The sequence below is a fragment of the Acinetobacter sp. genome (assembly GCF_049284435.1).
Lineage (GTDB): Bacteria > Pseudomonadota > Gammaproteobacteria > Pseudomonadales > Moraxellaceae > Acinetobacter.
The window spans coordinates 1-3,809 of the sequence record NZ_JBAPXX010000009.1; the positions used below are offsets into that span (position 1 = coordinate 1).

General features: G+C 44.9%; 2 protein-coding genes and 1 pseudogene. 1 reads left to right on the forward strand and 2 read right to left on the reverse strand.

What is annotated here, in order from left to right; all coding sequences use genetic code 11:
- Nucleotides 1-5 precede the first annotated feature (5 nt).
- Nucleotides 6-2,387 (reverse strand): phenylalanine--tRNA ligase subunit beta, encoded by a 2,382-nt coding sequence (gene pheT, locus WAK81_RS01030; RefSeq protein WP_422195320.1) that lies wholly within the window; start codon nt 2,385-2,387, stop codon nt 6-8.
- Nucleotides 2,388-2,520: 133 nt separating this feature from the next.
- Nucleotides 2,521-3,501 carry a phenylalanine--tRNA ligase subunit alpha gene (gene pheS, locus WAK81_RS01035; protein WP_422195321.1) on the reverse strand — a complete coding sequence of 327 codons (981 nt, stop codon included), beginning with the start codon at nt 3,499-3,501 and terminating at the stop codon, nt 2,521-2,523.
- A gap of 159 nt (nt 3,502-3,660) precedes the next feature.
- On the opposite strand from pheS, the pseudogene WAK81_RS01040 reads away from it, so the two are divergent.
- Nucleotides 3,661-3,809, forward strand: a pseudogene (locus WAK81_RS01040) (hypothetical protein); the annotation flags it as partial.

Consider the following 3,809-nt stretch of genomic DNA (forward strand, 5'->3'; position numbering starts at 1 on the left):
TGCTGTCATGAAGCCCTCAATGTCGCTTGGTAAGTGTTTTCCAACACTTGAAGGATATTATCCATACCTGATTTAATTTCAGCATCTTCCAATGTACGGCTTGGATGCTGCCAGAGAAGTGCAAATGCCAGTGAGCGTTTCCCTTCTTCTACTCCTTGTCCAGTGTACACATCGAACAACCAAGTTGAGTCTAAAAGCTCTCCACCCGTTTTTTCGATAAGTGCCTGAATTTCGCTAACATTAATCTTATCACTAATTAAAAGCGCAATATCACGTCGAACTGATGGAAAACGTGATAATTCTGTAAAATTAGATACATAAGTTTGCAAAACAGCCGCTTGATCCAATTCTGCCACCCATGTGGTTGCCAGATCAAGCTCGTCTTCAAGTGAGGGATGTAAACGCCCCAAGTAACCAATTGATTGACCATTCACGAGAATTTCTGCGGATTGCCCTGGGTGCAACCAGCTACGCTCTGAACGCACATATTCTACGTTGACACGACCAGCAGCCAGAATTTCTTCTACATCACCCTTAAAGTCAAAGAAGTCCATTGGCTGTGCCTTGCCATGCCAAGACTCAGGGGTACGTGAACCCGTTGCAATCAGGGCAAAAGTTGGAATCTGTTTTAAATCATGGATGCTGCTGGCTTCTTGATAGTCAAAACGCAGACCGAGCTCAAAGAAACGTACCCGACTTTGCTGACGGTTCACATTGTACTGAACACAAGGAATCAGGCTAGACAGCAAGGTTGAACGCATCACCGCCAAATCACTTGAAATTGGATTGGCTAATGCTAAAGGTTTCACAAGAGAATTAAGTTGCTTTTCAAGTTTTAAGTCTGCAAAACTAAAACTGATTGCTTCTTGGTAACCTAAAGTTACGGCAGTTTGACGGAGTTGACCCAATTCAAATTGATCTTGGTATTTGGCCAGCTTCACATCAATCACAGGCAGGCTGATTTGAATATTGTCATAGCCATGAATACGAGCGACTTCTTCAATCAAGTCCTGGTAAATCACCATATCATAACGATGTGATGGTGGAACCACTAACCACTCGCCTTCTGTTTTAACAGTTACATCACAACCTAAACGGGTTAAAGCATCAGTAATGAAAGCTGAATCAACCCTATAACCCAGCAGTTGATCGACTTGGGCTTGATTCAACTCAATTGCATCGCGTGTTGGCAGTAGCGCTGCATTTTCGGCAACTGTAATTGGACCAAACTCACCGCCCGCAAGTTCCGCAATCAATTGTGATGCACGGTGCATAGCGATCAATGGCAATTCAAAATCGACACCACGTTCATAACGCTGAGAAGCATCAGTATGCAGGCCAAAGCTACGTGCACGACCGGCAATATGCAGTGGTGCGAAGAATGCTGATTCCAGGAAAATTTCAGTGGTTGCATCGCTGACTGCTGAAGACAAGCCACCCATAATACCGGCAATGGCCAATGCTTTTTCATCATCTGCAATCACCATCACTTTTTCGTTGAGTTCAACTTCTTGTTCATTGAGCAAAACTAACTTTTCAGCTTCCGTCGCTTGACGTACGTGTACCGCGCCTTGCACCTTGCCAGCATCAAATGCGTGTAGCGGTTGACCAAGCTCGATTAATACATAGTTGGTAATATCGACCAGAATGCTGTGCTGACGGATACCTGAACGTGCCAATGCACGCTCCATCCATACAGGAGTCACAGCCTTGGTATTGACGTTCTTGATCACACGACCCAAGTAGCGTGGGCAGCCTTCAGTTGACACAACGACTTTCTTTTCGTCGCTAATAGTTGCAGTAACTTCTTGAATTTCTGGCGCAGTCACTGGCAATTGGTTAATCACACCAATTTCACGTGCAATACCGCGAATACTGAAGCAATCACCACGGTTCGGTGTAATGCTGATGTCAATCACATTGTCATCAAGATCCAGATATTCACGAATGTTCATCCCGACTGGTGCATCTGCAGGAAGCTCTAACAGACCGTCGATTTTATCCTCTAAATCAATTTCTGAAGCACCACAAAGCATACCTTGTGATTCGACACCACGTAGCTTACCTTTCTTGATTTTGAAATCGCCCGGAAGTACTGCACCAATGGTCGCAACTGGCGCTTTCATGCCGGCACGTACGTTTGGCGCACCACATACAATTTGTAGAGGCTCACCTGAACCGATATTGACAGTGGTCACACGCAAGCGATCTGCATCAGGATGTTGCTCTACTGTCAGGACTTCCCCCACCACTACGCCCGTAAATGCTTTTGCTGCAGGCGCAAGTTCATCGACTTCCAGACCCAACATGGTCAGTTGATCAGAAAGTTTATCGCTGTCGATGGCTGGGTTAACCCATGTGCGTAGCCAATTTTCGCTAATTTTCATTGATATAAAACCTGTAATTCAAATCTCTAGAATCCCCTCTCACTCCCACTTTCTTCCAAAGAGGGAGAGCCCTATGTCATATCTAGACACCCCTCTCCGCTCAGGAGAGGTTAGGGAGAGGTATAAATTTGTTTTAAGCAAACTGGCGTAAGAAACGCACATCGTTTTGGTAGAACATACGCAGGTCATTCACGCCATAACGAAGCATTGCAAAACGTTCAACACCCAGACCAAAAGCAAAGCCTTTGTATTTTTCAGGATCAATACCTGCAGCTTGCAGCACATTCGGATGCACCATACCGCAGCCCAATACTTCCAACCAGCGACCGCGTTCATCCATAATATCCACTTCCGCACTCGGCTCAGTGAACGGGAAATAAGATGGACGGAAACGTACTTTCAAATCTTTTTCGAAGAATTCATTCAGCAGGTTAATCAGCAAACCTTTCAGTTCCGCGAAGCTAGTATTTTCAGCCACGTATAAACCTTCGATCTGATGGAACATCGGTGAGTGGGTTTGATCCGAATCACAGCGGTAAACACGGCCCGGGCACACGATCTGGATTGGTGGCTGCTGTGTTTTCATTGTACGAATCTGCACACCAGACGTATGCGTACGCAGCAAATGGTTCACATCAAAATAGAAGGTATCGTGCATGGCACGCGCCGGGTGATGACCCGGAATGTTTAGTGCTTCAAAGTTGTGATAGTCATCTTCAACTTCAGGACCTGTTGCAACCGTAAAACCTGCCTTGGTAAAGAACTGGCAAATACGCTCTTGCACCTGGGTCACTGGATGGATACTGCCCACCTGCTGACCACGACCTGGTAAAGTAATATCAATGGTTTCGCTTGCCAGTTTTTGTTCTAAGGCAGCTTTATGCAGTTCTGCCTGACGTGATGTCAATGCAGCGGTAATGGTTTCACGTACAGCATGGATTTGTGCGCCGAAGACTTTACGTTCTTCAGGATCCATTTTACCAAGCGACTTAGATTGTTCCGCGAGCTGGCTTTTTTTCCCCGTAAATTGCACTCGTACTTGATCAAGTGCAGCAAGGTCTTGAGCTGCTGCAATCGCAGCGAGCGCTTCAGTGGTCAGGGCTTCCAGTGACATAGTAACTCTCAAAGCAACAGGTTAAAAAATATTTTAAAAACCCCACATTCTAACAGTTTTTAGACACTTTGATGAAGATGCGTTTTAAGGAAAATTAGATTGGCATGATTAAATATAAAAAGTATAAGATAAACACAATATCAATCAGATCAAATCACTATGGCACTCGATCAAATTTGGAAACAGCAACTGACCCTGGTCACTTATGGCAATGAGTATTTGACTCAGGACCTGAGTTTCAATCGTTGGATTCAACATTCCATTTTTAATCAGCATCAGTTTGCCTTTCGGGATCTGATGTCACAACA

Excerpts from the sequence above, each read along its gene's own strand:
- pheT (WP_422195320.1), bottom strand. The coding sequence starts at position 2,387 with ATGAAAATTAGCGAAAATTGGCTACGCACATGGGTTAACCCAGCCATC.
- pheS (WP_422195321.1), bottom strand. The coding sequence starts at position 3,501 with ATGTCACTGGAAGCCCTGACCACTGAAGCGCTCGCTGCGATTGCAGCA.